This is a genomic window from Sodalis ligni (genome assembly GCF_016865525.2).
GTDB classification, from domain to species: domain Bacteria; phylum Pseudomonadota; class Gammaproteobacteria; order Enterobacterales; family Enterobacteriaceae; genus Acerihabitans; species Acerihabitans ligni.
Genome location: NZ_CP075169.1, coordinates 2124355 through 2148675, shown reverse-complemented (window position 1 = coordinate 2148675; position 24321 = coordinate 2124355). Strand labels below are relative to the sequence as shown.

Genomic DNA, 24321 nt, shown 5'->3' with positions numbered 1-24321 from the left:
CACCTGCAGCGTGAATTATGACGGGTATAGATGTTTTACGCATTTGGAATGCCATATATATCAGTTGGAGCACCGGCTCCGGCTGTCCATCATAACGTTTACACGTAGTTTTATTCAGCAGGAGCCGTCCATGAGCCTCAATCTATTCTGGTTTCTCCCCACCCATGGCGACGGACGCTATCTCGGCACGCCGCGCGGCGCGCGCACGGTGGATCACGCTTATCTGCAGCAGATTGCCCAGGCGGCGGAACGGGTGGGTTTCGGCGGCGTACTGATCCCCACCGGCCGCTCCTGTGAAGACTCCTGGCTGGTGGCGGCGTCGCTGATTCCCGTCACCCAGCGGCTAAAGTTCTTGGTGGCGCTGCGGCCGGGGGTGATCTCACCTACCCTGGCGGCCCGTCAGGCGGCGACGCTGGATCGGCTGTCCCAAGGCCGGGCGCTGTTCAACCTGGTGACCGGCGGCGATCCCGACGAACTGGCGGCGGAAGGGGTATTTCTCGATCACGCCGAACGTTATGAAGCCGCGGCGGAGTTTACCCGCGTATGGCGGCGGGTGCTGGAAGGCGAGACGGTGAATTTCCAGGGCAAGCATGTGCAGGTGGAGGGGGCGCGCCTGATGTTTCCGCCGGTGCAACAGCCCCGGCCGCCGCTCTATTTCGGCGGTTCGTCCGATGCGGCGCAGGATCTGGCGGCGGAACAGGTGGAGCTTTATCTGACCTGGGGCGAACCGCCGGCGCAGGTGGCGGAAAAAATCGCCCAGGTACGGGAAAGGGCCGCCGCGCTGGGACGGCAAGTCCGCTTCGGCATCCGCCTGCACGTGATTGTGCGGGAAACCACGGAAGAGGCCTGGCAGGATGCCCGGAGGCTGATTGCCCATGTGGACGATGAAACCATTGCCCGCGCCCGGGCGTCGTTCGCCCGGTTTGATTCGGTGGGGCAACAGCGCATGGCGGCACTGCACGACGGTAGCCGGGACCATTTGGAAATAAGCCCCAATCTGTGGGCCGGGGTCGGGCTGGTGCGGGCCGGCGCCGGCACCGCCCTGGTGGGGGACGGTCCCACCGTCGCCCGGCGCATCGCCGAGTATGCGGATTTAGGCATCGATACCTTTATCCTGTCCGGCTACCCGCATCTGGAGGAAGCCTATCGGGTGTCGGAACTGGTCTTCCCCCATCTGGACGTGGCGACGAACAGTCCCGCCGCCGCAAGCGACGCCATCCGGCCGCAGGGGGAAGTGATCGCCAACGATTTCACGCCGGATAAAATCCATTAAATGCTGACCAAAGTTCCGGTCGGGCCTATTTTCAGTCCGACATGGGGCGAGTCTGCAGATGACTTTGGTGACAATGATGACGGCCCATTACCAGGATATTCTCAACGATAATTTTTGGCTGCCGTTTACGCCAAATAAAGATTTCCGCAACGATCCCAAGTTATTCGTCCGGGCGGAAGGGGATTATTATTACGATCCGGACGGACGGGCGATATTGGACGGGGTGTCGGGTTTATTCGCCTCGGCCTTGGGCCACGGGCGTAAGGAGCTTGCCGAGGCGGTTCACCGGCAAATGCTGACCCTGGATTTTACCGCCAGCTTTTATCGCGGCCATCCGGGAGCCTTCGCCGCCGCCAAGGCCTTATCGGCGCTGCTGCCCCCCGGACTTGACAGGATTTTTTTTGTCGGTTCCGGCTCGGAGGCGGTGGATACCGCGCTGAAAATCGCCTTGGCATATCACCGCGCCAAGGGCCGGGGTGGCCGGAATATTTTCGTGTCGCGGGAGCGTGCTTATCATGGCGTCAATTTCGGCGGCGTCTCCCTGTCGGGGCTGCCCAACAACCGGCGGAATTTCGACGGCGTCGGGCCGCGGGTGGTGCATATGCGCCATACCTGGCTGGCGGAGAACCGCTACAGCCGCGGTCAGCCCGGGCACGGCGACTTCCTGGCGGACGATCTTTTACGCCTGATAACGCTGCACGGGGCGGAAAATATTGCCGCCTGCGTGGTGGAACCCATCGCCGGGTCCACCGGCGTGCTGGTGCCGCCGGTGGGCTATCTGGAGCGGCTGCGCCAGATCTGCGACCGGCATGACATTCTGCTGATCATGGACGAGGTGATCTGCGGCTTCGGCCGGACCGGCCGGGCTTTCGCCAGCCAGTCCTTTAATATCCGGCCGGATATCATCACCCTGGCCAAGGCCATCACCAACGGCGCATTGCCTATGGGCGCGGTGGCGGTGAGCCGGGATATTCATGACAGCATTATCAACGCCGGCGGCGAGCGGGAGATCGAGTTCTTCCATGGTTATACCTGGAGCGCGCATCCGGTGGCCTGCGCTGCGGCGTTGGCCACGCTGGCGATTTATCAGGAGGAAAACGTGTTTGCCGCCGCCGGCGCGCTGAGCGGCCATTTTCTGCAACGGTTGTTTGCATTGCAGGGGCAGCCGCTGGTGACGGATATCCGCGGTTACGGTTTGCTGGGAGGTATCGATCTGGCGCCGGCGGCGAATGCGGGCCAGCGGGGTTATGAGGTGCAAAAAAAGCTGTTCGATGCCGGGCTGCATTTGAAATCCACCGGCGACGCGCTGATTATCGCGCCGATTCTGGTGACCGGTCCCGAACGCATCGACCGGCTGTTCGAGATTCTGACCAGGGTCTTATCGACTATTAAGCCCTAGCGTTTAGATGGCGTCGGCCCCAGTCAGCATGGTCTCCCTTTAACACGTTCGTTGCGCGCTCGGCGATCGCGGGCCCACCGCGCTGTGGGGCGCTCTGTCGGGCGGGAAAACCACGCCCGATTCGACCCCATCAGCACGGTCTCCCTTTAACACGTTCGTTGCGCGTTCGGCGATCGCGGGCCTACCGCGCTGTGGGGTGCTCTGTCGGGCGGGAAAACCACGCCCGATTCGGCCCCAGTCAGCACGGTCTCCCTTTAACACGTTCGTTGCGCGCTCGGCGATCGCGGGCCTACCGCGCTGTGGGGCGCGCTGTCGGGCGGGAAAACCACGCCCGATTCGACCCCATCAGCACGGTCTCCCTTTAACACGGTCGTTGCGCGTTCGGCGATCACGGGCCTACCGCGCTGTGGGGTGCTCCGGCGGGCGGGAAAACCACGCCCGATTCGGCCCCAGTCAGCACGGTCTCCCTTTAACACGTTCGTTGCGCGTTCGGCGATCGCGGGCTTGTCGGCGCCGGTTTAGTGGAAGCGTCCGTGCCAGGGTACCCATTTGCGCTGGATATAGCGCAGGCCGGTTTCCATGATGCAGGCCACCACGGCAATGACCAAGATGCCCATGATAACCACGTCCGTCACCAGGAACTGCGCCGCCGACTGCACCATGAAACCCAGGCCCCGGGTGGCGGCAATCAGCTCCGCCGCCACCAGCGTTGACCAGCCCACCCCCAGCCCGATGCGAATACCGGTCAGGATATCCGGCAGGGCGGCGGGGATGATGACATAGCGGGTGAGTTGTCCGGTGGTGGCCCCGAGGGATTGGGCCGCCCTGATCTTGGCCGGATCAACGCTGCGCACGCCGTTGGCGGTGGCAATCACCACCGGCGCGAAGATCGCCAGGTAAATCAGCAAAATTTTCGACAGCTCGCCGATGCCGCACCAGATGACGATCAGCGGCAGATAGGCTAACGGGGGGATCGGCCGGTAGAATTCAATCAGCGGGTCGAAGAGTCCCTGCACCAGCCGGTAGCGGCCGATGGCGATCCCGAGGGGAATGGCGGTGAACAGAGCGGCGATCAGAGCGATGCCGATTCGCTGCAGGCTGGCCCATGCATGTTGCCACAGGGTGGCATCCAGATAGCCGTTCACCGCTACCTGCCAGAATTTGCCCATGACCGCCCAGGGGGATGGCAGAAACAGCGGATCGATGAATTTCAGCCAGGTCACCAGCCACCAAATCGCCAAAAGGCTGCCGATGCTGATGATTCCCAGCACGCTGAGAGGCAAGCCTTTTTTTACGGCCTTGGCCCGTGGCGACGGCAGGGGATTGCCGGATGCTTCATTATGGACGTGGCGGGTATCGGTCATCGCTTAACACCATGGATAAGGAATTTCGTATGAGGGCGGCGCGGATGCTTTTGGTCTACGCTGCGGACAGGGATAATCTGCCGGCGCCATAAGCCTGACGTTCATCGCCGGCGGAAGGGACGGGCGTCAGCGGCCCGGCGGCCTGTTTATCGCGACGATCGGCATCGCGGGTGGCGAACACCCGCGCCAGGATATGTTCGCGGGTCTCGATAAACAGCGGATCGGATTTTAGCGACCGGGCGCTTTCGCCCTGGGCATAGCGGCGGCTGAAGTCCAGCGGCAGGCGTTCGATGATGCGCCCCGGATTCGGCGACAGCAACACCAGCTCGGTGGCTAAAAAGATGGCCTCTTCGATATCATGGGTGATCAAAAACACCGGTGTATCCGTGCGCCGCCAAACCTGGAGCAGCAATTCCTGCATCTGTTCGCGGGTAAAGGCGTCCAGGGCGCCGAAGGGCTCATCCAGCAGCAAGACCCTGGGCTCGGCGGCCAGGGCGCGGGCAATGCCTACCCGCTGTTTTTGTCCGCCGGACAATTGCCAGATGCTGCGCGGGGCGAAACCCTCCAAATCCACCAGGGCCAGCAGTTCCCGAGCGCGTTCTTCCCGCTGCCGGCGGGCTACGCCCGCCAGCTTCAGGCCGAAGGCGACATTCTCCAGAACATTTTGCCAGGGCAGCAGGACATCGTCCTGGAATACCACTCCGCGCTCGGCCCCTGGTCCGGTGACCGGCTTGCCGTCTAAAGTGATGGAACCGCCGCTGGGGGCGATAAAGCCGGCGATAAGATTAAGCAAGGTGGTTTTGCCGCTGCCGGAGGGCCCCACCGCCACGCAAAGCTCACGGGGGCCCAGGCTGAACGAAATATCCTGCAAAACCGGCTGCGGCGATTCCGGATAATGGGCGGCGACGTGTTCCAGGATTAATTGAGTCATAGCGGTCCTGTGGAAAGTGCCTTATCTACCGGCAGTTTATCGCGAAAACGGTTTATTGGGGAATAAAAGCCGCCGTGACGAAAGGCGAATAATCCGGCAGCACCGAATCGATACGCCCCTGCTCTTTGAGGAACAGCGCGGTATCGGAGATACCCTTGACGATGGGCGCGCCCAGGGCGGTTTTCTGTTCAGCCGCCAGGGGATAGGTATTGCCCTCCAGCAAACCGGGAATGTCCTCCGGCTTCGCGCCGGTTATCTTCACCAGTTGGTCGATGTGCTGCTTATCCCCCAGCCAGGCTTTGGGATCCTGGTGAAACGTCTGATAGCTGTCGAGAGTAACTTTGGCAAAGGCCTTGACCACATCCGGATGGGCCTTGGCGTAATCCTTTCTCACCAGCCAGAGATCAAAGGTCGGCGCCCCCAGTTTGGCCAGCTCGCCGGAGGTAATCAGCACCTTGCCGGTGGCTTTGGCGACGCCCAGTGCAGGATCCCACGTATAGGCGGCGTCGATATCACCCCGCTGCCAGGCGGCGCTGATGGCGGGAGGCGTAAGATTGACGATGGTCACCTGATGGGGATCGATATGCCAATGCTTCAGGGCGGCCAGCAGGCTGTAATGGCTGGTGGAGGAGAACGGCGTGGCGATTTTTTTACCGATAAGATCCGCCGGGCCGTTGATGCCCGATCCATTGCGCACCACCAGCGCCTCGCTGGTGCCCAGATTGGACGCAATCAGTATGGTCTCGATGGGCAGATTGCGGCTGGCGGCGACGGTAAAGGGGCTGGACCCCAGATAGGCGATTTGGACATCGCCGGAGGCCACCGCGGTGATGACTTCAGCGCCGGCGTCGAATTTGCGCCAGTCGATCTTGGCATGGGTGGCCCGTTCGTATTCGCCGCCGGCCTGCGCGGCCTGGGACGGATTGGGGACGGTTTGGTAGCCGATGGTCACATCTGCGGCATGGGCCGTGCAGGCGAGTATACTTAACATCACCGCCGCGGAGAAGCGCCGGGAAAATAGCGAAACGTTCATAAATATCCTTTTTTTTTCGTCAACACCCCGCCTGCCGGCAGAGAGAAACCAATACGCCGGAAAGCCGCTCTTTAAATTAACCGGCGGCCCGCGCCGGATAGGTATCGGCAAGGGGGAGCCGAACATCCAGGGGGCAGCCGGTATTTGTTTACTCTAAGGAGTTATCTCAAAGCGGGGCAACGATTTTTTTCCGCTATGCTTTGCCGGAAAATTCACTAAAACCGAAAGGGTTACGGGCGCCGCAGGAAGCGCCGGATGATTTTTCCGGAGAAGGTTTTGGGCAGGCTGTCCAGGAAAATCACGCTACGGGGCCGGCCATGGCGACCGCAGCGGGCCACGATAACCGCCGCCAGGCACCGGCGCATGTCGGCATGCCGCGCTGCCGGCACCTCCGGCGTCGTGACGATGAACAGCTGCACCATCTGGCCCAACAGCGGATGCGCTATGCCCACCGCCGCCGCTTCGGCGACGCCGGGCACCGTCAGCGCCGCATGCTCTACTTCCGCCGTGGACAGCCGCTTGCCGCCGATATTCATGGTGTCGTCCATGCGTCCCTGAATGGTTATGCCGCCGTGTTCATCACGGCGGGCGCGATCCTGCGTCAGATAGCGCCAGCCCTCGCCGTCATGATGCCAATAGCGCGCCACGAACTCATCGTCATGGCCCCACAGGGTTTGCATGCCCCCCGGCCCCAGATGGTCATGCAGCACCAGCATGCCCGTTGCCGCCGGGCGGCCGGTTTGCTCATCCACAATGCTTACCCGGCGATCCATCACCGGACGCAGGGCGCCGCCCTGCCCGGCCAGGATCGGCCAGCCGCTTTCGGTTTGCCAATAGTGATCATACACCGGTACTCCGGCGCCCTGCTCCAGCCATTGACGGGTTTTGGCGTCCAGCGGCTCGCCAGCCAGGTAGACGGCGCGCAGGGAGGGCAGCGGCGGATCAAGGGTTTCACATTGCATGCGGGCCAGACGCATGGCGCCGGGTACGGTAAGCAGGCGTGTGACGCCGTGGCGGGCAATCAGCTGCCACCAGCGCCGCCCCGGGGTATTCGTGCCGCCGCCGGTGACCACCAGGGTGGTGAAACCGGCCAGCAGGGGCGCCCACACCAGATAGCTGTGTCCGGTCACCCAGCCGATATCGGCGGTGGTGAAAAACCTCATTCTCGCCGGTATGGAAAATATGCGGTAGCGAAGCGCACAGCGCCACGGCGTAACCGCCGGTATCCCGCACGACGCCTTTGGGCGTGCCGGTGGTGCCGGAGGTGAACAGCAGCTGTGACGGCGCCTCGGCGGGCAGCCAGCGACAAGGTATCGGCTCATTGTTATAAGCCGCCCGCAGCCGCCGGTAACTGAGTTCACCGTCGCCGGGGAGTTCACCCGCCTCCCTATCGCCGGCGCCGTCAGCATAGCGCATGGCTTCCAATCCGCCGTCGCCGACAATGATCCGGCAAACGGCGGGCGGCGCAAGTCCCTCCTGCAGCAATACGCGGGTGATTTTATCCTCCAGGATCAGCAAACGGGGTTGGCTTAGGTCAATGCGTTCCGCCAGCGCCGCCGCGCTCAGCTGCGCCGAGACCACCACATGGATAGCCCCCAGCCGGGCGCAGGCCAGCATGGCGAACAGGGCCGGCGGCATTACCGGCAGGCAGAGCAGCACGCGATCTCCCGCCAGCACCCCCTGCCGTTGCAGGATCCAGGCCATGGCCACCACTTCCCGGTGCAGTTCGGCATAGCTGAATCGCCGTTCCGCGCCCTGCCGGTCACAGCAAATGAGTGCCGCTTGACCGCCGCGCAAGGGCAGATGCCGGTCCACGGCGTTATAACACAGGTTGGTGGCGCCGCCCTCAAACCATCGGCAGTGCGGTCCGCCCTGCTCTAAAGCCATCACCTGGCGAAACGGCCGCTGCCAGTGGATGCGCTGCGCCTCACGCCGCCAGAAAGCCTCATCCACCGGGGAAGAGGCCGGTGGATCCAGCGATAAATCCAACGGGGAAGACACTGGCGAATCCGCTGGGAAGTCTGCCGACCAATCCAGCGGGAAACAGTCAGTCCGGTTAGCGAACGGCATAACGGGCCTCCTGCGGCGCCGGCGCCGTCAGGCGGGCGGCGATGTGTTCCGCCAGGTATTCCGCATCTTCCCCCACCCCCTCGAACCGTCCCGAGCCCCAGGTCCACAACCAGGGCAGACCGAGAAAATGGAGTCCCTCTTCCGCTGACACGCCGCGCCGGTGGCGGGGGTATCCCTTGTCATCAAACGCCGGCAGGTCAATCCAGCTGAAATCGGTATGGAAACCCACCGCCCATATAATGGCCGCGAGATTGTCCAAAGGGATAGCGCCCTGGCCCGGCGGCGGGAACCACATCGGCTGATAAGGGGGTTCCCGGGGGGCGTCGATGCCCTGCGCGGCAATCCACTCATCGATACTCTCCCTGATGCGCCGGGCGGTATCGTCGGCATTACCGAGATTGGCCGCCAGATCGTCGGCGGTGACCAGCACCCTCCGCGCCTCATCGTTGTCCAGCAACCGCCCGTACAACTGCATGCCCTGCCCGGCGAACAGCCGCAAATCGATATCCCTACCGCCGTCGCGGCCGGTGACGTAATGGTTGGTTTTACGGCGGGCACCTTCTCCCCGGGGGTGGTGGTCCCCCCCCAGCCGGTGAAGACCCCCGTCCACGAGCCCCGCCCCCACGACGCCGCCGCGGTAAAAACGGTTTCACCCGCGGCGCGCTACCGACGCACAGATGCACCCGGCGTCCGGCGAGATGGAGATCTTCGGCGATTTGCGCCCCGGACTGGGCCGATCCCACCACCAGTACCTCGCCCTCGGGCAAGGCGGCGGGGCAACGGTAATCCGCCGAATGCAGCTGGTGGATCGCCCCCGGCAAACGGGCCGCCAGGGCGGGGAAACGCCGCCGGTGATAATTGCCCACCGCTGCGACCACGTTATCGGCAGTGAAAATTCCCCGGCTGGTACGCAGAACAAAGCCCCCGCCGCCGTGGCGGCTGACCCGTTCCACGTTGATGCCGGTGAGCAGCGGCGGCCCGAAACGCTCGGCGTAGCGCTCCAGGTAATGGATGATCTGGTCATTGACCATAAAACCGTCCGGGTCATCGCCGTCATAGGGGAAACCGGGCAATTTGCATTGCCAGTTTGGCGTCACCAGGCAAAAACTGTCCCAGCGCTGCGCTCGCCAGGCCCAGCCAAGCTGGTGGCGCTCAAATATCACATGCCCGATGCCCCGCTGAGTCAGGCAGTAGCTCATAGACAGTCCCGCCTGCCCGCCGCCGATGATAATCACCGGATAGTGTGTTTGTTCCATGGTGCCGTTCCTGAATTAGTGATTGACGGGCAGCGCTTCGATTTTCTCGACGCGCACCGGGCGGGCATCGGGCAAAAAACCCTCGGCCTTGAGTGCGATGGCGCCGGACTGATCCTGCGCGCTTGAACAGGCATAGCCGAACTTCAGCGCTACCCGGTCGCTGGCTTCCTGCAGCGCCCGGCGCGCCAGTCCGGTAAACTCCTCCACGCTATACTCTTTGCCCACCTCCAGATGCTGTTCAATCACGGTGGATGGTGAATAGCACACGTCCACGGAGCTGTCCGGCCAGCGGACGGTAAAATGCATTGCGGGCATAAGCGCCTCCAGAATAAAAAGTCAGGGGTTGATGCCGGTAAGCGGCGTCGTATCGAGATCCCAGAAACAGTGGCGGTGTGAACCGTGGCCTACCCAAAGCCTCGGGTCGGCGGTAATGCCGCCGATGGCCGCCGCGCCGATACCGATCCGGTGAAAATGCGCCAGCACCTCGTCTGCCTGATGGGGATGGACCGTCAACAGGTACCCGTAGCTGGGAAACATGCACAGCCACTCTTGCCAGCGGATCTCCGCCGGACGCGGTATGGCCGTTAAATCAATGTCCGCGCCGGCCCGGGCGCTCTCCAGCAGCATGACCAGGGTGCCGAGCAGGCCGGCCTGGCTGATATCCTTGGCCGCCTGGACCAGCCCCTGCTCCGCCAGCATCGGCAGCAGCGCCATGGCGTCGCGCAGCGCCGCCGGGTCGGCGCGGGTCGCGGCGTCCCAGTTCAGCCAGGGCCCGCGTCGGGCGCCGCGTAAATCTATGGCGGCGATTAAGGTATGTCCCGGCTTGGCCCCGGAGGCCCGCAGCACCCGTTTCGCTTTTCCCAGCACCGCCACCGCCAGCTGCGGCGACTCGCTGCGTAAATTGGTATGGCCGCCGACGATGGGCACCCGATAGGCGCGTGACGCGGCGGCCATGCCCTGCATTAACCGGCGCGCCTGTTCCGGACCGGCGCTCCACAGGGCATTTACCACCGCTACCGCCGTGCCGCCCATGGCGGCGATATCGCTCAGATTAACCATCAGTCCGCACCAGCCGGCGAACCAGGGATCGTCCGCCACAAACCGGTTGATAAACCCCTCCATGGCCAGCAGGCTATAGCCTCCTTCCTGCGGAATGGCGGCGCAGTCATCGCCGTTGTCGCAGCCGGCGAGAGGCCAGGCCCCGCGCAGCTCTCCGGCAATCTCCCGGATGTCCCGCTTTTGGTCGATGCCGCCGTACCGGCGCACCTCCGCCAGCATCAGGTGCAAATCATCCATCAGCCGCCCTCCAGGCTCATCAGCAGCGGCGCCAGCTCCCGCGCCGGCCGCAGCGGACGCCCGCTCAGCACCATGCCGCTGTGGGGGTCGAAACAGGGCGGATAAAACGCCAGATCCGCCTGCATAACCTCATGATCGATACCCCGCAGCCGTTCGGTGGACAGGGATGACCAGTGCATGCGCCGGAACAGCGGCACGTTTTGCTGCTGCACCCGGGCGTAAAACGCCTTGCAGCCCAGGGCACAGGCGCTGGACACCGCCAGGCGGATAAGGGTCGGCCCCAGTTGGCCCTGGCGGCGAAAGTGCCGGTCTACCGCCAACCGCGAACCGTACCAGATATCCCCCTCTTCCCGGTGGATGCGCACCGTGCCGACGATTTGCTCCGGCCAGCCCGCCGTGCTGCCGATAGCCACCAGCAGCCGGGCGCGTTCGTCGATAGCATCCCGGTCATGCTCTTCGAACAGCCCCTGCTCCTGGCAAAACACCCGCTGGCGCAGTAGATAGGCCTGTTCGCGTTCCCAGGGCAAGGTCACCCATTTGATGCGGTATTCGGGATAGAACATGCTGTCACTCCCCTCAGGCCGAAGCCCGCTCGTAGCTGGACAACGGCGAACAGGCGCCGCAACGGCCGCAGCCGGCCTTGATATCGGCGGAACGCAGGCCGCCGCCGCGGAGCATGCTGCCCAGGGGCTGCAAAATGGACTCCATGAAATCCGCTGCCGGCGGCGCATGATCCTCAAGCGGCGTGCCGCGGATGGGCACGAACGGCACCACAAAGGGATACACGCCGATATCAATCAGCTCCCGCGCCGTAGACAATATCGCCTCACGGGTATCCCCCAGTCCCGCCAGGATATAGGTGCTCACCTGGCCGTGGCCGAACACCCGCACCGCGTCCTTGAACGCCGCCATGTATTGCTCCACGGTAACGGCGGCCTTGCCCGGCATAATGCGCGCCCGCACCGCCGGGGTAACTGCTTCGAGATGCATGCCCAGCGCGTCGATGCCCGCCTCCTTCATGCGGGTAAACCACAGCGCATCCCCCGGCGGCTCACATTGCCCCTGTAACGGCAGATCCACCGCAGCCCGAATGGCCTCGGCGCTTTCGCACAGAACCCGCGCCCCGCGATCGCTGCCGGACGGGGTGCCGGTGGTCATCACCATATGCCGCACGCCGTCCAGTTCCACCGCGGCTTTGGCCACTTCCGCCAGCTGCTGCGGCGTTTTACGGGCGATGGTTTTGCCCGCCGCCAGGGACTGGCCGATAGCGCAAAATTGGCAGGCCTTGCGCCGGTTTTCATAACGGATGCAGGTTTGCAATACGGTAGTGGCCAGCACATCGGCGCCATGCAGGGTGGCGATATGAGAGTACGGGACGCCGTCGGCGGTGCTCAGCCGGTAGAAGTTCGGCTGGGAGACAAAGCTGATATCCCGCACCGGAATGGCGTCTCTCAACAAATGGCTGCCGCCGGCCCCGTCGTGGGTCACGCTCCAGGGGGATTGGTGCGCCTGCTGGGTATACACCGGCACCATGACCGTCATGCCGTCGATGGTCACCGCCTGGTGATCCGACGGACCGGCTCCGCCCTGGCGATTGACATGGGTGGTCTGGGGATTGACCACCTTCAGGCCGTGGGTTTGCAGTTCAGTAATCAGTCGCTGGTTGCTCAGGCTCATGGCGCCCTCCTGTGGTGTCGGAAGTAAAGGACTGCCCGCTGGCTTGCCAAGGCGCGGTAATTTGCTGTGGCAGCGCTTGCTGAGGCGCCGCAGTTTGCCGTTGGCCTGTTTGCTCATAAGGCGCTTGCTGGCGGCAGTACTCCGCGGGCCGGTCATTGATCAGCAGGCTTAACAGTTCCGGCCGGGCATAATGCCCCACGGAATCCATCATGCGTTTGCGCTTGGCGATAAGCTTCATATCCAGATCGGCGATAAGAATGCCTTCTCCCTCGGTGATGGGAGGCGCCAAATGCCGCCCTTCCGGCGAAATAATGGCGGTATGGCAGCCGCCGCGCAGTCCGCGCTGCAAATCGGGATCCGCGGTAATGGATTCAATCTGATCTTCCCGCAGCCAGCCGGTGGCGTTAATGACAAAACAGCCGGACTCCAGGGCGTGATGGCGAATGGTGACCTCCATCTGATCGGCGAAGATCTGGCCCACCAGCGAGCCGGGAAACTGGCTGCAATGGATCTCCTCGTGCTGCGCCATCAGCGCATAGCGGGCCAGGGGGTTGTAGTGTTCCCAGCAGGCCAGGGCCGCTACCCGGCCGACGGCGGTATCCACCGCCTTCAGCCCCGAGGCGTCCCCCTGCCCCCAGATCATGCGTTCGTGATAGGTGGGGGTGATCTTGCGCCGCTTCAGCACCAGCTCGCCGTCGGCGTCGAATACCAGTTGGGTGTTGAACAGACTGCCATGGTCCCGTTCGTTCACCCCCAGCACCACCACCATGCCGTGGCGACGGGCGCTGTCGGCCACCGCGCGGGTAATGGGCCCGGGCACCTCCACCGCCTGCTGGTAAAGCCGCAGGTGCTCGGCGCCGGCGGTCATGGGCGGCGCGATAAAGGAAAAATAGGGATACCAGGGCACCAGGGTTTCGGGAAATACCACAATCTCGGCCCCCTTGCCCGCGGCTTCATCAATGGCATCCAGCACGCGCGACAGCGTTTTTTGCGCCTGGCCGAGGTCAGGCGCAATCTGCACGGCGGCGGCACGGATGATACGGTCCTGTGCCATAACGTCGGCTCCTTACACGGTCCAGGTATCAAGAATCACCGCGTTGTCGCGGATGTGCAGCAGCTTCAGATCCAGCACATCCAGCGGATTGATGGCGCGGATGCCCTCAATGAGCGAGGGCTCGCCGTGGCCGTACAACGCCTGCAGGGCGAAACGGCAGGCAAAGACCTTGCCGCCTTCAGCCATGAATTTTTGCAGCTGGTTATTGAAGTTCATATGGCCGGGGAAGGCTTCGTCTCCCAGCTTGGGAAAGCCGCGCTGCACCCCGAGGGTCACCCCCGGTCCGTATAACAGAATCGAGGTTTCAAAGCCTTTGCGCTGCAGCCGGGTGGCCTGCAGCATATTCACGAAGCCGATGGAGCCTTCGAACGCGACGGTATGGAAGGTCACCAGCGCTTTCTGGCCCGGTTCGGCCTTCACGTCTTCAAACACCTTTTCTTCGTAATCCACCAGGAAATCGCCGGATTGATGTGCGGGCAGGGTTACCGTTGGCATAGTCTTAGTCTCTTCGCAGGTTTACTGGCATCGCCGACAGCCGCGGCGGATGATGTATCGCGCCGGCTAACGGACGCGTCATCATTCATGGAGCAAGGGTTATGCCAGGGGCGGAAAGGGACCATGCAATCATCGGCCAATCAATCGCTCAACTTCTGAGCAAAAAATTTTCACCGACCCGCATTTCAGATTACAGGCAAATAGAAGCGCAACTATTAACCAATCCGCTGCACAATGACAACGCATGTATAACCTATGATTGCACCAATCTAACGCACTGCAAACAATCTGATGCAATCATTAAACACAATCATTACATCAATGATTGCATGGGCACGGATGAATCCGCTAGAGTGGAAGTCCGCCACCAGGAGAGAAACAATGAAACGATTCGATCGTTGGACGCACTATATGCATGAACGACCGGAGCGTCCGGCTTATCTGCTGATTGCCGATTTGATCCATGACGCCATTGAAAGCGGTGATTTCCAGCCGCGGGATCGCCTGCCGCCCCTGCGGGACCTGGCGGTGAAACTTTCTTTGAATTACACCACGGTGACCCGCGGCTACGCCGAAGCGCGCAAGCGCGGACTCATTGATTCCCGTCCGGGCACCGGCAGCTTTATCCGCGGCAAAGTGCCGTCGATCCCGCCCCGCAACGGCAGCAGCTATGAGATGACCATGAATCTGCCGGTGGAACCGGATTCGCCGGATCTCGTGGCGCAAATCCGCCAGGGCGCCCTGAATCTGTTTGCCCACAAAGATCTGTTTCCCCTGCTGCGCTATCACGATTTCGGCGGCAACCATGACGACAAAGAGGCGGGATGCCGCTGGCTGGGGCGCCGTTTACCGGCGGTGGCCCCCGAGCGGCTGCTGGTATGTCCCGGCATTCACAGCGTGCTAGTGGGATTGCTGACCCTGCTGGCGCGCCGGGGCGGAGAAATCTGCGTCGGCAGCCTGGTGTATCCGGGGCTCAAAGCCATCGCCGCCCAATTGGATATCACCCTGCACGCCCTGGAGTGCGACGGGGACGGCCCGATGCCGCGCTCGTTTGAAAACGCCTGCCAGACCGGGCAAATCCGCGCCCTGTATCTCAATCCCACCATCAATAATCCCACCACCCTGACGCTGCCGCTGCGCCGGCGGGAAAAGCTGGCGGATGTGGCCCTGCGCTACAGCATACCGATTATCGAAGACGACGCCTATGGCATGCTGCCCTCCGCCTCCCTGCCCGCCATGGCGGAGCTGGTGCCGGAACTGACCTGGTATATTACCGGCCTGTCGAAATGTTTCGGCGCCGGTTTGCGCATTGCCTGGGTGCACGCCCCCACGGTGCGCCAGGGGCAGCACCTGGCCGGCGCCATGCGGGCGCTGACGGTGATGTCCAGCCCGTTTACCAATGCGCTGGCGACCCAGTGGATTAACGACGGTACGGCGGAAAAAATGCTGCTGGCGGTGCGGGAAGAAGCGGTCCTGCGCCAGCGGATGGCCGCCCGGCTGCTGCGCAATTACAGCCTGCAGGCGGATGCCGAAGGTTTCCATCTCTGGCTGCGGCTGCCGCACCGCCAGGGCTGGAATCCGTCGGATGTGGCGGTGAAACTGCGCCATCAGGGGGTCAGCGCGGTCTCCAGCGCCGCCTTCTGTACCGACAATAATCCCCCCGACGCGCTGCGCCTGTGCCTGGGAGGCCCCAACAGCCGCGAGCAGTGCGAGGCAATGCTGAAAAACGTGGCGGACATGCTGGAGTACCCCGCCTGGCTGTCCACGGTGGCGCTGTAACGGCAGCGGCGCGTGAAGATCGGGGCAGCGCTGTTACTGCTACCGAGGCGTGAGAATCACGGCAGCGCTGTAACCGCTATTGATGCGTGAGAATCACGGCAGCGCTGTAATTGCTACCGATGCATGAGAATCACGGCAGCGCTGTAACCATTATAAATTTGTGAAAACCAGCACTGCGATACCGCCGAACAGCAGCCATTTGATCAGGTAATAGCCGGCGCGGTTTTTCTTCTTCAGGTACTTGCCGACCTTGCGCACCGCATAGATATACTTGAACGCCTTGTTGACGCCGCCGGTGCGGTCGCTGTCCCAGTTAGGCGCCGCCCCGGCGCTTAACACATGACGGCCCAGCCAGTGATTCACCGCCTGCGCCCAGCGGTAGCGCATGGGCCGTTCAATATCACAAAACAGGATCAGGCGCTGCTTACCGCTGGAATTTTCCGCATAGTGGATATAGGTTTCGTCAAACAGCACATCCTCCCCGTCGCGCCAGCTGTAACGCTTACCGTCCACCTCGATAAAGCAGCGGTCGTCCTGGGGCGTCATCAGACCGAGATGATAACGCAGGGAGCCGGCATAGGGATCGCGATGGCGCGGCAGCCGGCTGCCGTCGGGCAGTTCAGCGAACATGGCGGCTTTCACCGAAGGCAACGTCCGCAGCAGCTCGGTGGTGCGGGGGCATAACGCCTTGGCGGAAGGATGGCTGTCCTCGTACCATTTCAGGTAAAACCGCTTCCAGCCGGTTTTGAAAAAAGAATTAAATCCGGCGTCGTTATATTTATCGGACACCTTGATTTCGCGCATTGCCATCAGCGCCAGCCCCTCGTCACGGATCATCCGCCAGTTGTTCCTGAGGATTTCCAGCTCCGGCAGCGTTTCCAGCTTGAGATAAGGCGTAAGGGGAATGGCGGAAAACAGATACATAAAGACATTCATCGGCGATACAAAGGAAGAGTGATCCGCCAACTGGCGCCAAAAACCAAAACGCACCCGACCGCGATAATGCACATAGACCGCACAAGCAATCAACAGCAGTAAAATGATGTATTTCATATCCATACCTCATCAGGGATGAGTTAAAACATCAGGAACACACAGAACTTTTACAGTGGCATTGACTCTGATCCTCACCCCGTCCCGGGAGGTGATGCAATATTAGTCGAACGCAGCGAAGCGGTGCTACATAACTTGTTAATCGCCAGCCGAGGTTATTTGGTGGTATAGCCGCCATTCACCAGAATGGTCTGGCCGGTCATCCACCATCCCTCCGTCACCAGAAAACGTATCCAGGGAACGATATCGGCGATATCCGTCAGGCCGGTTTTGCTGAAAGGTGAGAGCGCTGCCGCCGTCTTATGGTAATCCCGCGCCTCGGCGCTTTCAGCCGGATAAAAGAACGGCGTATCCATAGGACCCGGACCGATGGCGGTGACGGAAATCCCCCGCTCGCCAAACTCCTTCGCCGCCGCGCGGGTAAAATGCTCCACCGGCGCCTTGGTGCCGGCGTAAGCGGCATAAAAAGGCGTAAACGCTCCAAGCAGGGAAGTCACCAGGGTACAGATTTTCCCATTGTCATTGAGGTGCTTCCCGGCCTCTTTAAGAAAGAAAAAGGCCGACTTGGCGTTCACCGCGCTCATCTCGTCATACTCCGCTTCCGAGATATCGAACAGGGGCTTTTTCAGCACCTTGCCCACGGTATTGACGGCAATGTCCGGCCTGCCGATGGCCGCCGTCACGTCCGCGAAGAGCTTTTCCACGGAGCCGGCCGTGGTCAGGTCGGCCTGAAAGGCCACAGCCTGCGCTCCGGCGGCCATGATCGCCGCAATGGTGGCTTGGGCGTCATCTTTACTTCCCGCGCTGTTGTAATGTATGGCGATGGCTTTCGCGCCGTGCTCGGCAAAATCACGCGCAATCAGCCCGCCCAGATTTTTCGCGCCGCCGGCAATAATGACGGATTTGCCTTTGATACTGTGCTCTGTCATGACGTCAGTCCTCTTCTCTATGGGTATAACAGCCAAAGATGGTGCCCCCTGAGAATAGCTCCTGCATTTTCTGTATAAAGACCGCAATTCTGATTATACTGTCCATAAAACACGAACAATGTAATTTTTATGGACAGAATTGACCTCTTTCGCATTTTTATACGGGTGGTGGACTGCGGCAGTTTCACCCGCGCGGCCGACGTAATGAACATGCCCAGATCCACCGTTTCCGCTGCGGTTGCGGTGCTTGAATCCCGGGTAGGAACGCGCCTGCTTCACCGCACCACCCGCAGCGTCTCCCTCACCTCCGATGGCCGGGCTTTTTATGAACGCTGCCTGAGAGTGATACCGGACGTGGAAGAAACGGAAAATCTGTTCAGACAAAACGATAGCCAGCCTGTGGGGAAAATCAGATTTGATGTGCCGGGACGCATTGGCAGGCTGATCATCGCGCCCTCACTGCCTGAATTCTTTACCCGCTATCCGCACATGATGCTGGAAATGGGAGCATCTGACCGCAATGTCAGTCTGGCGGAAGAGGGAATAGACTGTGCCTTGCGTGTGGGAAAACTGACCGACTCAAGTCTGGTGGCCCGCAAACTCGGGTTCCTGAAATTCATCAATGTGGCGGCGCCGGCCTATATCGCCCTGCATGGCAGACCCGATACGCCTTCAGATCTACCCCGCCATCTGGCGGTAAACTATGCCTCCCCTACCACGGGCCGGGTCGAGAGCTGGGAATGGCCGGAAAACGGCAGCTACCAGTCCGCCGTCCTGCGCGGCCGGATAACGGTCAATAACGCCGAAGCCTACATCGCCTGCTGCCTGGCCGGTATGGGAATGATTCAGATACCCCAATATGACGTACAAACCCACCTGGAATCAGGAGACCTGATTGAGGTCATGCCCGCCTACCGCCCCCGCCCTCTTCCGGTCCAGCTACTCTATCCACACCGCAAACACCTTTCCCGCCCGCTACAGACGTTTATAACCTGGGCAGAGCCTCTCCTCAGGGAGAAACTGCTGCTGAACGAGCCAAATCCAGATCCCGCGAAACGTTAACAGACATACCGGGTCAAGCGCCCCACAGCACGGTAAGCCCGCTATCACCCAGGGTAAAGCGAGCCTGTTAAAGGGAGACCGCGCTGATGGGGCCGAAGCAGGCGTGGTTTTACCGCCTGCCGGAGCGCCCCACAGCGCGGTAAGCCCGCTATCACCCAGGGTGAAGCGAGCCTGTTAAAGGGAGACCGCGCTGATGGGGCCGAAGCAGGCGTGGTTTTACCGCCTGCCGGAGCGCCCCACAGCGCGGTAAGCCCGCTATCACCCAGGGTGAAGCGAGCCTGTTAAAGGGAGACCGCGCTGATGGGGTCGAAGCAGGCGTGGTTTTACCGCCTGCCGGAGCGCCCCACAGCGCGGTAAGCCCGCTATCACCCAGGGCAAAGCGAGCCGTGTTAAAGGGAGACCGCGCTGATGGGGCCGAAGCAGGCGTGGTTTTACCGCCTGCCGGAGCGCCCCACAGCACGGTAGGCCCGCTATCACCCAGGGTGAAGCGAGCCGAGTTAAAGGGAGACCGCGCTGATGGGGTCGAAGCAGGCGTGGTTTTACCGCCTGCCGGAGCGCCCCACAGCGCGGTAAGCCCGCTATCACCCAGGGTGAAGCGAGCCTGTTAAAGGGAGACCGCGCTGATGGGGCCGAAGCAGGCGTGGTTTTACCGCCTGCCGGAGCGCCCCACAGCACGGTAGGCCCGCTATCACCCAGGGTGAAGCGAGCCGAGTTAAAGGGAGACCGCGCTGATGGGGCGCTAAGAGCTACTTAATCCATGGATAGGCGGCGCGATACTCTTGTTCGAACGCCACAATGGTCTCGGCATACCCCTGGGTCAGAGCGATATCATCAATACCCTCAATCAAACTCTTTTTCCGCAGGGGATGGATCTCGAAGGCATACCCCTCACCGTTCAGATCCCAAACCACCTGATGTTCAAGATCGATACGCAGTCGCGCTCCAATATCGTCATGCAGCTGATGGCGCAGCGCAATACAGGTTTCGTTCGGCAGTACCACCGGCAGCAAACGGTTTTTATAGCAGTTATTGGCAAAGATATCCCCGTAGCTGGACGCAATAACCGCGCGGATACCGAATTCCACCAGCGCATACACCGCCGTTTCCCGGGAGGAACCGCAGCCGAAATTGCGATCCGCCACGATAATGCCGCCGTCCCGATAAGGCGGCCGGTTAAGGATAAAATCCTTCTCGTTATCCTGCCCGTCAAAACGCCGATCGTGAAAAGCGATGCGGGCAAAGGCCGGACCGCGCGGTACCTTGTTAAAGCGGGTGGGACAGATCTGATTGGTATCCACATTGGGTTCATCAAAGGGAATGCCGATGCTGTCGATAGCCAGTAATGAGGTCATAAGGTTGTCTCCTCAAAGGAGCGAACATCGGTCAAATAGCCGGTGAGGGCCGCGGCGGCCGCCATAACCGGACTCACCAGGTGGGTACGTCCGTTAACCCCCTGCCGGCCGCGAAAGTTACGGTTGCTGGTAGAGGCGCAGCGTTCCCCCTCCGCCAATACGTCGCCGTTGATGGCGGTACAAAGGGAACAGCCGGCGTCGCGCCATTCGAATCCCGCATTGATAAAAATCTTGTCCAGCCCTTCCCGCTCAGCCTGCCGCTTCACCGACGTCGAACCAGGCACAACCCAGGACGGCACTTTAACCCGGCCCCGAAAAGCGATACCGGCCGCCGCCCGCAGATCCTCGATACGCCCGTTGGTGCAGGAACCGATAAAGACCCGGTCGATTTTTATCGAGGTCAGCGGGGCGCCGGCGGTCAAGCCCATGTAATCCAAAGCCGCCGCAACCTCCTGACGCTGGTCGTCGTCTTCAATAGCGGCCGGGTCGGGCAGATGGCCGCCGATGCCCAGCGCATGCTCGGGGCTGGTGCCCCAGGTGACGGTAGGGGAGACCTCATGTAAATCAAGGGTGACCTCCCTATCGAATACCGCGTTATCGTCGGAAGGCAAGGTCCGCCAGTAGGCCACGGCCTGCCGCCACTCCTCTGCGGCGGGGGCAAAGGGCCGGCCCCTCCGATAGGCATACGTGGGTTCATCCGGCGCGACGATACCCGCCCGTCCTCCCGCCCCTCCCGCCCTCTTGTGCCGCGTCGTGCGGCGCCCCGCCGGTCCGGCATACTCGATAATATGTCCGAGGGCGCCCCCGGCGCCAAGGAGCGCGATAAGCGCCAGATTGATATCCTTGGCGGATACATAAGGGGCCGCTTCCCCCACCAGCCGAACCCGCATGGTTTTCGGACGGCGCAGCCAGAGGGTCTGGGTCGCCAGCACGTGGCGGGCGTCCGAGGCGCCGATACCGAAGGCCAGGCAACCGAAGGCGCCGTGAGTGGTGGTGTGTGAATCCGCCCCGCCGATAAGCAGGCCGGGCTGGGTTATACCCTGCTCCGGCGCCACCACATGCAAAATGCCCTGGTTGGGATCCTCGGGTCCGAAATAACGGATGCCGTGGCGGCGGACATTCTCGCCGAGCCTGAGAATCATGTTGCGGATGGCCGGATCGGCGATACCCTCCACTCCCCGCTCCCGACCGGCGGTAGGCAGATAGTGATCTGAACAGGCAATAATCTGATCCGGCCGGTAAACGTGCTTGCCGAGGGCGTTAAGCGCTTCAAAGGCGTGACTGGACCCTTCATGCACCAGCAGATTGTCCAAATAGAGCAATTGCTCGCCGTCGATATCCACTATACGGTGGCGATCCCAGATTTTTTCCGCCAGGGTCTTGCCCTGCCCGTTGTCAATCGTGCCCATGCTTTTTGCTCCACGAGGTTACTTTTTTCATATCGATCAAATTTCCGCCGGACACCAGGCGATACAGAACCAGGGAGGCGAGGCTCAGCACCACGATAATCAGCGCCATCGCCGCCGCCTGCTCCACCTCGCCGGTTTCCAGATATTCAATCACTTTGGTGGACATCACCTGGGTGGCCGGCTGCGCCAAAATGGCCGACATGGTCAATTCCCGCAGGCCAAATGCAAACACCAGCAGCGCCCCGGCCCACATGCTCGGCTTCAGCAGCGGCAGGGTCACGGCGGTAAGCGTGCGCAGCCAGCCGGCGCCGGCCACCCGGGCGGCCTCCTCCAGTTCCGGGGCAATCTGCTTAAGCACCGACCGGGACAGCACGAAGGAAATGGGCAATTGCTTGGCGACATAGGCAATCAACAGGATGGTGAAGGTGCCGTAGAACCAGTTGAGATAGCCGAGCATGATGGCCACCGCGAAGGTAATGGCTGGAAAGCCGTACGCGATGAAAATCGTCGCGCTCACCAGACCCCGGCCGATAATGGTCGTCCGCTCCACAAACCAGGCGAACAGCACGCCGAGGATAACGCAGATAAACGCCGCCCCGGCGGACAGGAACAGGCTGTGTTTAACGGTATCGAACACGCCGAAGGTGGAATCCACGATCATCGCGAAATGATCCAGCGTCAGGTTGGCAAAGGTCACATCGTCGCCAAACGCCGTTAATAATGACAGCAGCACCAGGGCCGCCAGCGGTAAAAACGCGGTAACAAAAAATACCGTGCCGCAAAAGGCCGCCGCCGCCCAGCGTCCCCGGCCGAGGCGCACCGGCAGGGCCTTTGCCCCGGCCTTGCCGGAGAGGGTGCGGTAGCGGATATCCCGAATCAGCAGGCGTTGCAGCAGCAGGCTCGCCAGGGTGAAGACCACAATGGGAAACGCCAGCGCCGCCGCCTGTTCGAAATGGGGCGGGAACGTCAGCAGCTTGTAGATTTTGGTGGTGATAACCGAGAAATTCGCCATGGTGCCGATAGCCGCCGGCGCGCCGAAGGATGACAGGGCGTCCAGTATCACCAGGATGGCGCTGGATAATACCGCCGGCCTCACCAGCGGCAGGGTCACATGCAGGGCGGTACGCACCCGTCCGGCCCCCAGCACGCGGGCGGCCTGTTCATAGCCGGGATCGATGTTCACCAGCGCGGCGCAGACGGTGAAAAACACCAGGGGATACAAATGGGCTATCTCGATAAACACCAGTCCGCTAAAGCTGATGACATTGAAAAACGGCGTGGTGGTGCCCAACAGCCCGTTAAGCAGCTTGTTCAGGTAGCCGGAATTCGGCGCCGCCAGGAAAATCCAGGCGATAACGGTGATAAACGAGGGCACCACAAAAGCAATGGCGGCGCTGATGCGGATCAAGGCTTTGCCCGGCATATCGGTGCGCGACACCAGCCAGGCCATGGGCAGCCCCAGGGCCAGCGATCCGCCGGTAACGCTTACCGCCAGCAAGGCTGAATTCCCCACCGCCTTCACCATGCCCGGGTCGGAAAACGCGTTTATCAACGGCCGCAGGGCGCCCGCGCCGCTATCGCCGGCAAGGCCCAGCAGCACCAGCCTCGCCATGGGATAAAGTATCAGCGCGCCCAGCACCAGCAGCGCGGCGGTGAGAATGATGATTTTTCCCGGCTCCGCCGCCACCCGGCGCCACCGGCCGGTGACTTTTTGCGCCAGGGTCGCGGATCCGGCATAGGGGCGCATCTGTTTCGGCGCCGGCGCGGTGCTCGATTTCATCATGGTATTACCCAGGCCTCATCGGGATGGAAGGAAACGGTCACGCCGTTGGCAACCGAGCCGGACCATTGCCGCGGCGTTTGCACCCGCAACGGATGGCCCGCCACGTCAATCACCAGGTCGTAGCGGCTGCCCAGAAACGAGGAATCGATAATCCGGCCGCGCATACCGCCCGCGGCGTCCGCATCGAAAGAGACATTCTCCGGCCGTACCGATACCGCCACCCCGTCGCCGGTGCGGCAGGTGGCAATGACCTGATCCGACGCGGCGGCCCAGAAAGGCTCCCCGAGGGCGGACTGAACCAGCAGGCGGCGGGTATTGGCATCCAGTCCCGCCACAGTGCCCTCAATAAGATTGGTGGTGCCGACAAAGGAGGCGACAAAGCGCGAGCGGGGCCGTCGATAAATGGCTTCCGGCACGTCGCACTGTTCGATACGTCCCTTGTTCATGACCGCAATCCGATCCGCTATCACCAAGGCTTCTTCCTGATCGTGGGTGACATAAAACATGGTGATGCCGTTTTGGCTATGCAGACGCTTAAGCTCAAAACGCATCTCTTCCCGTAAACCGGCATCCAGGTTGGACAGCGGCTCATCGAATAACAGCAGGCTCGGCTCAGCGATAATGGCCCGTGCCAGCGCCACCCGCTGCTGCTGGCCGCCGCTCAGATCGCCGGGATAACGCTGGGCCAGGCCGTCCAGATGAACGAGTTTCAGCACGTCGTCAACTTTGCGCCGGATGGCGGCCCGGTTGTCGCCGGCGATGGAGAGGCTGAACGCCACGTTGTCATAAACGGTTTTGTGCGGCCAGACGGCATAGTTCTGGAACACCATGCCCAGTTGGCGGCGCTCCACCGGCACAAAGGCGCCGCGCCCGGAAGCAAGCAGGCCGGAAAGATGGATCTCCCCGCCGTCGGGCTCGATAAAACCGGCCACCATCCGCAGGGTGGTTGTCTTGCCGCAGCCGCTCGGCCCCAGCAATACCAGGCTCTCCCCCTCGTTTACCCTCAGGTCGACCCCGTCAACCACAGGGGTATCCCCCAGCTGTTTTCTCAGGCCGATAAGCTCCAGACGGGCCGGACGTGGAACGGAATTATCAATAGCCATCAT

20 protein-coding genes and 2 pseudogenes are annotated in these 24321 nt (G+C 61.8%); 4 read left to right on the top strand and 18 right to left on the bottom strand.

The window, feature by feature from the left end; translation table 11 throughout:
• Positions 1 to 130: 130 nt before the first annotated feature.
• Together ssuD and aptA are read left to right on the top strand one after the other, a co-directional pair.
• Positions 131 to 1273, top strand: a complete 1143-nt coding sequence (gene ssuD, locus GTU79_RS10115; RefSeq protein ID WP_203522018.1) for an FMNH2-dependent alkanesulfonate monooxygenase — start codon at positions 131 to 133, stop codon at positions 1271 to 1273.
• A 58-nt stretch (positions 1274 to 1331) separates the two neighbouring features.
• Positions 1332 to 2672: an omega-aminotransferase AptA gene (gene aptA / locus GTU79_RS10110; protein ID WP_253073526.1), complete on the top strand. Its 1341-nt coding sequence runs from the start codon at positions 1332 to 1334 to the stop codon at positions 2670 to 2672.
• A 518-nt stretch (positions 2673 to 3190) separates the two neighbouring features.
• Here aptA and tauC read toward each other — a convergent pair.
• From tauC to GTU79_RS10055, 12 genes and pseudogenes are all read right to left on the bottom strand, one after another.
• Positions 3191 to 4036, bottom strand: coding sequence for a taurine ABC transporter permease TauC (gene tauC, locus GTU79_RS10105; protein ID WP_203522019.1), 846 nt, complete (start codon positions 4034 to 4036; stop codon positions 3191 to 3193).
• Between the two features lie 160 nt (positions 4037 to 4196).
• Positions 4197 to 4967 (bottom strand): annotated as a pseudogene (tauB, locus tag GTU79_RS10100) (taurine ABC transporter ATP-binding subunit); the annotation flags it as partial.
• Between the two features lie 52 nt (positions 4968 to 5019).
• Complete coding sequence (tauA, locus tag GTU79_RS10095) at positions 5020 to 6000, bottom strand: taurine ABC transporter substrate-binding protein (RefSeq protein WP_203522021.1); 981 nt, start codon at positions 5998 to 6000, stop codon at positions 5020 to 5022.
• Positions 6001 to 6233: 233 nt separating this feature from the next.
• Positions 6234 to 7887, bottom strand: a pseudogene (locus tag GTU79_RS10090) (AMP-binding protein); the annotation flags it as partial.
• Positions 7888 to 8056: 169 nt separating this feature from the next.
• Positions 8057 to 8680 (bottom strand): hypothetical protein, encoded by a 624-nt coding sequence (locus GTU79_RS30195; protein WP_253073525.1) that lies wholly within the window; start codon positions 8678 to 8680, stop codon positions 8057 to 8059.
• Positions 8616 to 9326: an NAD(P)-binding domain-containing protein gene (locus GTU79_RS30190; protein WP_253073524.1), complete on the bottom strand. Its 711-nt coding sequence runs from the start codon at positions 9324 to 9326 to the stop codon at positions 8616 to 8618. The genes GTU79_RS30195 and GTU79_RS30190 overlap by 65 nt, the downstream gene beginning before the upstream one ends.
• A gap of 15 nt (positions 9327 to 9341) precedes the next feature.
• Complete coding sequence (locus GTU79_RS10080; protein WP_203522024.1) at positions 9342 to 9641, bottom strand: MSMEG_0570 family nitrogen starvation response protein; 300 nt, start codon at positions 9639 to 9641, stop codon at positions 9342 to 9344.
• A 21-nt stretch (positions 9642 to 9662) separates the two neighbouring features.
• Positions 9663 to 10622, bottom strand: coding sequence for a sll0787 family AIR synthase-like protein (locus GTU79_RS10075; RefSeq protein WP_203522025.1), 960 nt, complete (start codon positions 10620 to 10622; stop codon positions 9663 to 9665).
• The gene (locus GTU79_RS10070; RefSeq protein ID WP_203522026.1) at positions 10622 to 11185 is read right to left on the bottom strand and encodes an MSMEG_0567/Sll0786 family nitrogen starvation N-acetyltransferase; all 564 of its coding nucleotides are present in this window, start codon (positions 11183 to 11185) and stop codon (positions 10622 to 10624) included. Before GTU79_RS10070 ends, GTU79_RS10075 begins: the two co-directional genes overlap by 1 nt.
• Before the next feature lie 13 nt (positions 11186 to 11198).
• On the bottom strand, positions 11199 to 12293 hold the full coding sequence (locus GTU79_RS10065) for an MSMEG_0568 family radical SAM protein (RefSeq protein WP_203523111.1): 1095 nt from the start codon (positions 12291 to 12293) through the stop codon (positions 11199 to 11201).
• Entirely contained in the window at positions 12268 to 13353 is a 1086-nt protein-coding gene (locus tag GTU79_RS10060; RefSeq protein WP_203522027.1) for a Nit6803 family nitrilase, read from the bottom strand. Before GTU79_RS10060 ends, GTU79_RS10065 begins: the two co-directional genes overlap by 26 nt.
• A 12-nt stretch (positions 13354 to 13365) precedes the next feature.
• Positions 13366 to 13848: an MSMEG_0572/Sll0783 family nitrogen starvation response protein gene (locus GTU79_RS10055; protein ID WP_132922344.1), complete on the bottom strand. Its 483-nt coding sequence runs from the start codon at positions 13846 to 13848 to the stop codon at positions 13366 to 13368.
• A gap of 381 nt (positions 13849 to 14229) precedes the next feature.
• Here GTU79_RS10055 and GTU79_RS10050 point away from each other — a divergent pair, with 381 nt between their 5' ends.
• On the top strand, positions 14230 to 15627 hold the full coding sequence (locus tag GTU79_RS10050; protein ID WP_203522028.1) for an aminotransferase-like domain-containing protein: 1398 nt from the start codon (positions 14230 to 14232) through the stop codon (positions 15625 to 15627).
• Positions 15628 to 15777: 150 nt separating this feature from the next.
• Here GTU79_RS10050 and lpxO read toward each other — a convergent pair whose 3' ends face one another.
• Positions 15778 to 16680, bottom strand: a complete 903-nt coding sequence (gene lpxO / locus GTU79_RS10045) for a lipid A hydroxylase LpxO (protein ID WP_203522029.1) — start codon at positions 16678 to 16680, stop codon at positions 15778 to 15780.
• Between the two features lie 155 nt (positions 16681 to 16835).
• Positions 16836 to 17609, bottom strand: coding sequence for an SDR family oxidoreductase (locus GTU79_RS10040; protein ID WP_203522030.1), 774 nt, complete (start codon positions 17607 to 17609; stop codon positions 16836 to 16838).
• Positions 17610 to 17738: 129 nt separating this feature from the next.
• On the opposite strand from GTU79_RS10040, the gene GTU79_RS10035 reads away from it, so the two are divergent.
• Entirely contained in the window at positions 17739 to 18671 is a 933-nt protein-coding gene (locus GTU79_RS10035; protein ID WP_203522031.1) for a LysR family transcriptional regulator, read from the top strand.
• 746 nt (positions 18672 to 19417) lie between these two features.
• Here the strand turns inward: GTU79_RS10035 and leuD are convergent.
• From leuD to GTU79_RS10015, 4 genes are read right to left on the bottom strand one after another with little or no spacing between them, the layout of a single operon-like run.
• A complete protein-coding gene (gene leuD / locus GTU79_RS10030) occupies positions 19418 to 20023 on the bottom strand; it encodes a 3-isopropylmalate dehydratase small subunit (protein WP_203522032.1) in 606 nt (201 codons plus the stop codon).
• On the bottom strand, positions 20020 to 21432 hold the full coding sequence (locus GTU79_RS10025) for a 3-isopropylmalate dehydratase large subunit (protein ID WP_214513881.1): 1413 nt from the start codon (positions 21430 to 21432) through the stop codon (positions 20020 to 20022). The genes leuD and GTU79_RS10025 overlap by 4 nt, the downstream gene beginning before the upstream one ends.
• Positions 21419 to 23215: an ABC transporter permease gene (locus GTU79_RS10020; RefSeq protein WP_203522034.1), complete on the bottom strand. Its 1797-nt coding sequence runs from the start codon at positions 23213 to 23215 to the stop codon at positions 21419 to 21421. The genes GTU79_RS10025 and GTU79_RS10020 overlap by 14 nt, the downstream gene beginning before the upstream one ends.
• A complete protein-coding gene (locus tag GTU79_RS10015; protein WP_203522035.1) occupies positions 23212 to 24321 on the bottom strand; it encodes an ABC transporter ATP-binding protein in 1110 nt (369 codons plus the stop codon). The genes GTU79_RS10020 and GTU79_RS10015 overlap by 4 nt, the downstream gene beginning before the upstream one ends.